The organism is Oceanobacillus salinisoli (assembly GCF_009733865.1).
GTDB classification, from domain to species: Bacteria; Bacillota; Bacilli; order Bacillales; family Amphibacillaceae; genus Oceanobacillus; species Oceanobacillus salinisoli.
The window spans coordinates 1-7,094 of record NZ_WOFB01000055.1; the positions used below are offsets into that span (position 1 = coordinate 1).

General features: G+C 39.4%; 7 protein-coding genes. 5 read left to right on the forward strand and 2 right to left on the reverse strand.

The genetic code is table 11. The features are described 5' to 3' along the window. Positions 1–290: 290 nt before the first annotated feature. Positions 291–1,082 (forward strand): SDR family oxidoreductase, encoded by a 792-nt coding sequence (locus GMJ66_RS20180; protein ID WP_156292105.1) that lies wholly within the window; start codon positions 291–293, stop codon positions 1,080–1,082. A 35-nt stretch (positions 1,083–1,117) separates the two neighbouring features. On the opposite strand, the gene ytaF is transcribed toward GMJ66_RS20180, so the two are convergent. Then, positions 1,118–1,747: a sporulation membrane protein YtaF gene (gene ytaF, locus GMJ66_RS20185; protein ID WP_156292106.1), complete on the reverse strand. Its 630-nt coding sequence runs from the start codon at positions 1,745–1,747 to the stop codon at positions 1,118–1,120. A gap of 282 nt (positions 1,748–2,029) precedes the next feature. After that, positions 2,030–3,007, reverse strand: a complete 978-nt coding sequence (locus GMJ66_RS20190) for an ABC transporter substrate-binding protein (RefSeq protein ID WP_156292107.1) — start codon at positions 3,005–3,007, stop codon at positions 2,030–2,032. A gap of 227 nt (positions 3,008–3,234) precedes the next feature. Here GMJ66_RS20190 and GMJ66_RS20195 point away from each other — a divergent pair, with 227 nt between their 5' ends. From GMJ66_RS20195 to GMJ66_RS20210, 4 genes are read left to right on the forward strand one after another with little or no spacing between them, the layout of a single operon-like run. Continuing rightward, entirely contained in the window at positions 3,235–4,233 is a 999-nt protein-coding gene (locus GMJ66_RS20195) for a FecCD family ABC transporter permease (protein ID WP_156292108.1), read from the forward strand. Then, the gene (locus GMJ66_RS20200; protein ID WP_156292109.1) at positions 4,230–5,282 is read left to right on the forward strand and encodes a FecCD family ABC transporter permease; all 1,053 of its coding nucleotides are present in this window, start codon (positions 4,230–4,232) and stop codon (positions 5,280–5,282) included. The genes GMJ66_RS20195 and GMJ66_RS20200 overlap by 4 nt, the downstream gene beginning before the upstream one ends. Positions 5,283–5,327: 45 nt before the next feature. After that, positions 5,328–6,155 carry an ABC transporter ATP-binding protein gene (locus tag GMJ66_RS20205; RefSeq protein ID WP_156292110.1) on the forward strand — a complete coding sequence of 276 codons (828 nt, stop codon included), beginning with the start codon at positions 5,328–5,330 and terminating at the stop codon, positions 6,153–6,155. After that, positions 6,121–6,948, forward strand: coding sequence for an IucA/IucC family C-terminal-domain containing protein (locus tag GMJ66_RS20210; RefSeq protein ID WP_156292111.1), 828 nt, complete (start codon positions 6,121–6,123; stop codon positions 6,946–6,948). The genes GMJ66_RS20205 and GMJ66_RS20210 overlap by 35 nt, the downstream gene beginning before the upstream one ends. Positions 6,949–7,094: the final 146 nt, after the last annotated feature.

Below are 7,094 nucleotides of genomic sequence, written 5' to 3' on the forward strand. Positions count from 1 at the left end.
ATGAAAGCTGAATTAATGGGATGAAAGCTGAATTACTGGAAGGAAAGCTGAATAACTGGAAGGAAAGCTGAATAACTGGGATGAATGCTGAATTAATGGAAGGAAAGCTGAATAACTGGAAGGAAAGCTGAATTACTGAGATGAAAGCTGAATTATCAATAGAAAACACCACATCTCACATTCCCTCCCATTATAGAATAATATTTCTATTATTTTTGCAATTCTCTCAAACTAGCATTTATAATAATTGTAATCATGCAATTTTGCAGAAAATAAAAGGGGTGTTTAGGATGGATTTAGGTTTAAATGGAAAATCAGTGATTGTGACCGCTGCAAGTAAAGGATTGGGGAAGGCATCTGCTTTGGAATTTGCCAGAGAAGGGGCACATGTATTAATCAGCAGCAGAAATGAGGAAGCATTAAAGGATACAGTTGAAGAAATCACGCAGGAAACGGGAAACACGAATATCGATTATGCAGTTTGTGATATGAAGAATGCAGATGATATTCAGAATCTAGTTGAGAAAGCGGTATCCTGGAATGGGACCGTGGACGTGTTAGTCAATAATGCAGGAGGGCCACCTGCTGGAAGATTCCTGGATATGACGGATGATGAATGGTACCATTCCTTTGAATTAAATGTATTAAGCTTTGTACGTACAATCCGTGCCGCTGTTCCATATATGCAAAAACAAAAGCGTGGGGCGATTGTTAATCTGGCATCCTCGTCCATTTACCAGAGTCTCGATAACCTGGTGCTGTCCAATACGATGCGTCCGGGAATTGTTGGCCTATCTAAAACATTGGCACAGGAGCTTGGTGAAGATAATATTTTAATCAATACGGTTGGCCCTGGGACAATTAAAACAGATCGAATATTAGAATTAAAACAAATCGTTGCAGACAAAAAGGATATTCCTGTTAATCAAGTTATTGAAGCAGATGAAAAATCCATTCCAATGAAACGGTATGGCAAACCAGAGGAATTTGCAAAAGCAATTGTCTTTCTCGGATCTGGAGCAAATACATATATTACTGGTCAGACATTAGTGGTAGATGGAGGGGCAGTAAAGGCGTTATAAAGTAAAAGAAATCGGCAGCGTGTGCCAATTTCTTTTTAAATAAGATTCAAAACGCCCAACCCAATTAATAAGGTAGGGGGGAGAAAGGAAAGTTTTTTAAGCTTTTCGTGTTTCGATAATAAGATACCTAATTTCATTCCAGAATATAAAAATATTCCACTCATGGTAGCAATGAGAATGGCAGTTAATAATGGGGTGTAACCTAAAAGGCTTGCTCCAATTCCTGCACCAAAGGCATCCAGGGCAAGGGCGAACCCGAGTAATAAGGCTTCCCCAATCGAAATATTCCCAGATTTATCTAAATCCGCTTTATCAGGTGTTGCTAAAACGGTCTTTATCTCACTTAACTTACTATTGGATGTATGAACTTTTTCTTCCTTCTCCTTATTGCTTAAGTTAGAACGAATGGTATTAAATAGGGAGAATAATCCCAATGAAATCAAGATTACTCCTCCAATGTGCTGTGCGATGTCTGGTGTGATGAAGGACTGAAGCAGGTCACCAATTGTCATGGAAATTAATAGGACGATGCCAGAACATAGCATGATAATCAGTAATGCGCGCAGTGGTACTTTAATTTTTTGCATTCCATATGTTATTCCCACACCGAATCCATCGATGCTTACTGCAATGACTAATAATAACAACCCTGTATAATATAGCATTTGAGATCCATTCCTTTACATGAATTCTAGAATAGTGTATGGATTCAACGTGAGGGATGTGCGTGAATTTTTGCGTTAATGCAACTTTTGGTGGGGATAATATTTTTATACATTTGGAAATCATACAATTTTAGCCAAGAAGTGGACTCGACGAAGCTGAACGACCCAAGTATAAGAAAAACTGCACATTCACTAAAAGATGGGCTAATGCGAGTTTTTCTTAAGGCAACATTAGAAAAAATAAAACGAGGATACTCAAAAGAGCATCCTCGTAAACAGTCTTTATTCAGATAATAATTTTTCTTTTATATCATCTAACATAATATGGGCAGCAAGTACACCGCCTGCCGTATTCCAAATCGTATCACTAACTTCATAAGCTTTTCCGGCTTGGACAGCACTTAGGTTATTCCATAATGGATCATTAATCCATTCGTCCTCCACCTGCTGACCATCCCCATCTTCCACATTATAAGTAAAGTAGAAAATGACATCGCCATCCATTTCATTGATACGTTCTTTCGTAACACCTGTTGCAGCAAAGTCATCAACATCCTGTGACTCAGGGCGTGCTAGACCAATTTCTTCAAGAATAATTCCTGAGAAGGAGTCTTTGTGATAAATACGAACATCTTCTGGCATGAAACGAACCATGGAAACCTCTGTATCGATTTTATCTCCTAGGTCTTCTGATAAACTTGCAACACGTTCGTTATAGTCATCTAGAACTTGCTGGCCTTTTTCTTCCTGGCCGACAGCTTCAGCGATTAATTCAAAGTTTACTTTCCAGTCGCCGCGAAGGGTTTCCTCGAAAACAGTTGGTGCGATCGCACTTAATGCCTCATAATGCTCTTCTTGTCTCATTTTATTGCCAAGAATTAAGTCTGGTTCCAACATAGCGATTGCTTCTAAGTTAATGTCACTTTCTGTACCAACTACTTCGACGCCATCCATTTGATCTGAAATATGGTCATACCAAGGGTCACCTGTCCATGATTGAACCGCTCCAACTGGTGTGATTCCCATGGATAGTAATGCTTCTGTTCCGTGATTGGTCAAAACAACAATGCGTTCAGGCGTACCTTCAATTGTTGTAGACCCCATTGAGTGCTCTATCGTATAACTTTCACTGGACTGTTCTCCACTGTTTCCGTCATCTGTTTCCTGGGCATTGGTATCTTCGTTTGAAGAAGAACCACAGGCCGTGATGATGAAAAGTGATATGAATGAGAATATGAGTAATAAAGATTTTTTATACATGTAAATATTCCTCCTATGTAAACTATTGAGATTGATAATGATTATCATTCACAATTAAAATGATAACGGTTCTCAGTTGTGGTGTCAATAATTTTTTGAAATTTATCAAAAATAATTGAAAACGATTATCATACTCATTGACAATGATTCTCAATTAATTTAGACTAAAGTTAAGTATAGTAAACTATAAAAGTAAAAGCAATAGAGTTTCAGAAAGGTAACCGACTATGATGAAAACGAATGTGAGCAAAATGCTAGGACTATTGGTTGGTTCACTCATCGTTATTTGCTTAATATGGGCTAGTATCGTTTTAGGACTGACAAAAGTTACGACCCAAATGGTTATGGATTCCTTTTACCATTTTGATGGATCGAATGAACATATTATTATACAGGATACAAGGATACCGCGAGCATTAATTGCTACTGCGGTTGGAGCTAGTCTCGCGATTGCAGGTTCAATCATGCAGGGATTAACTAATAATCCATTAGCATCTCCAGGTTTATTTGGAGTGAATGCTGGTGCTGGCTTTTTTGTAGTAGTTGGAATTAGTTTCTTTAGCGTTACCTCTTTAAATACATTTACATGGCTCGCATTCACAGGTGCAGCTATCTCTGCCATCATCGTATATGTTCTTGGGTCGATGGGGCGTGATGGATTAACACCGATTAAAATGACATTAGCGGGAGCTGCGATGGCAGCACTGTTTTCATCCTTAACACAAGGAATGCTTACCTTAAATGAACGAGCATTGGATCAAGTGCTTTTTTGGCTTGCAGGCTCTGTCCAGGGCAGGGACTTAGAAATTTTAATGAATGTCTTGCCATATCTCATCATTGGCTGGATTGCTTCTTTCATCATAGGCAGACAAATAAATGTTCTCTCTATGGGAGAGGACATGGCTAAAGGTCTCGGACAAAGAACCATACTTGTGAAATTGTTTGGAGGAGTCATTGTTGTCTTGCTGGCCGGTGGAGCTGTTGCAATTGCAGGCCCGATTGGGTTTATAGGTATGGTTATCCCGCATATTGCCCGGTGGCTTGTCGGGATTGATTACCGTTGGATCATACCATATAGTGGGGTGCTTGGAGCAATCCTGCTGCTAATGGCGGATATTGGTGCCAGATATCTCATTATGCCAGCTGAAGTACCAGTCGGTGTCATGACAGCGTTTATAGGTGTTCCCTTCTTTATTTACATTGCAAGGAGGGGAATTAACGAATGAAGAAAAACAAAGCTTTCCGAATAGGAAATATATCCTTTTTAATAGATAGTAAATCATTGCTTATTATTTTTGGATTTACAGTCTTAATTATCGCTTTAATGATTGCAAGTCTAGGTATTGGTCAAATGCAGGTTTCCCCGTGGAACGTCGTTAAAGCAATCTTTGGTTCCAGTACGGATATGGATAATTTAGTCGTTCAGTCATTTCGGATGCCGCGTATTTTGTTAGCAGTTTTGGCTGGTGCGGCACTGGCTATGTCCGGTGCGATATTGCAGGGTATTATCAGAAACCCACTGGCATCACCAGATATAATAGGAATTACTGCCGGTGCATCCGCTGCCACCGTTGCCTTTTTAGCTGTGTTCAGTGACCGAAGCAATACGTTAACATTAAGTATTCATTGGCTTCCACTGGCATCTTTTATAGGGGCAGTGGCAATGGGATTACTTGTTTATTTTCTAGCTAGAAAAAACGGTGGAATCGCACCAATACGTCTTGTTCTGATAGGTGTTGGACTCTCGGCAGCGGTGGAAGCTCTTACGACAATGATGATGCTGCTTGGTCCAATATATACAGCATCAAGAGCAAACATTTGGATAACTGGGAGTTTAAATGGAACTAACTGGACAGAAATTACAACGATCACACCATGGATATTAGTGCTTACCATTATTTTATTTGTTTTTGCAAGGAGATTAAATATACAAGAATTTGGGGAAGATTTAGCGACTAATGCAGGTGGAAACGTTCAAAAGGATCGTTTTATCTTACTGTTTTTGAGTACGGCGCTGGCCGGAGGAGCTGTTGCATTTGCTGGAGGGATTGGATTTGTCGGGTTAATGGCCCCACATATTGCAAGACGTCTGGTTGGTTCCTCATTTGGTGCTCTATTACCGGTTTCGGCTTTAATTGGAGGAATCATTGTTCTTTTAGCAGATTTAGTTGCCCGAACTGCTTTTGCGCCACTTGAAGTACCAGCTGGTGTTTTCACTTCCGTAATCGGTGCGCCATATTTTATTTACTTGTTATTTAAAAGCAGAAATAAGTAAGAAACTACATGAATAGTAGTAGGATGAAGAAAGGGGTTTTTCAGGATGGATGCAATATCGACGAAGGAATTAACATTGGGTTATGGTGAAGAAAGTGTTATTAAAGAGTTGGATTTGACCATTCCAAAGGGGAAAATAACGGTGTTTATCGGAAGTAACGGTTGCGGGAAATCAACATTGCTTCGGTCCTTGGCTCGTTTATTAAAACCAAAAATTGGCTCCATCGTTTTAGATGGAAACGATATTGCACATACTCCTACTAAAAAAATAGCAAGGAATCTAGCCATCCTTCCACAATCCCCGGTTGCACCTGAGGGATTAACGGTACTGCAATTGGTAAAGCAGGGGAGATATCCCTATCAGAACTGGTTACAGCAGTGGTCGGAAAAAGATGAAAAGGCCGTGAACTATGCTATGGAAGTTACTGGAGTGGCAGAGTTGGCTGATAGAAAGGTGGATTCCTTATCTGGTGGGCAGAGGCAGCGAGCGTGGATTGCGATGACGCTTGCACAGGACACAGATATTATTTTATTGGATGAGCCAACGACTTACTTGGATGTAACCCATCAAATTGATATTCTGGACTTGTTATATGATTTAAATCAAACAGAACAACGGACGATTGTAATGGTCTTACATGATTTAAATTTAGCATGCAGATATGCCGATCATATTGTAGCCATTCATGATAAACAAGTTTATAAACAAGGCAATCCCGATGAAATCATTACACCAGAGCTTGTCCACACTGTGTTTGGTTTACAATGTCAAATAGCATGTGATCCAATCTGTGGTACACCATTATGTATACCGTTTAGTAAAGGGAGACATTTAAGGGATGTTAAACAAAATGTTGCAACAGCTAACGGATAAGGAAAAGCAAGCGTTAATCACTCATTTTCGGCTAGCAGATCAACCAGGAAGCAGGGAAGAGACTATCTCTATGGATATGCTGCTTGAACAAACATTTTTAGAGAAGTATTTGAATCAGTTGCAGCATAAATTTGGCACGGACAGTCAATTTGTTGCTGGGTCTCAATTAATGAAACGAATTGGTTTTGTAATGGCAACCCCTTTCTTATATACGATGACAGCTTATCATAAGTGTTTACCACTGGAGTTAGAAAACTGTTTTCTCGTATCTTCATATAAAGCGGGAAAATGGCTGCCAAACTTGTACATTAAAGATGTAACGGTTGAAAAAATAAACGAAGAGAATCGTGAGAAACAACGGGCTGAATTGATTAATAAGCTTTTTAATCACATTTATCAATTAATCAATCACATTTCCAAAGTTTCCAAGGTGCCCAGACCCATTCTTTGGGAAAATGTTGCGATATACATTTATTGGTTATATGAGACGAAAATGCCTATGGAACTTCGCGGCATGGACCAGAAGATGATAGTTAATGATTTTCATTATCTTGTAAGAGAAGCCGATGCTTCCGTATTTCAGGAATCCTATAATCCGCTGGCAAGGTTTTACAATGATAAACGTGAGGTAGAGGGTGTGGATGAGCCTGTTCGGATTAGAAGGACCTGCTGCTTTTTTTATGAAACCGGAGAAAATGAGAGTTTTTGCAGTACCTGTCCGAAGTCGAGAGTAAATAAAGAAGCTTGTTTAGCAACGAAGAGGACGTTGAGTGGACAAAACGTATGGAAATGAAATAATCCATGCGTTTTTTTGTTTTTAGTCTTAAGTAAGGCTTCTTTTTTTACTGTTCTGAGAGAATGAGAAGGTATATTCAAGGGAGGCTGAATATCCAAGGAGGAAAGGCTGAATTATGAACACGAAGGCTGAATTCCAGGAAG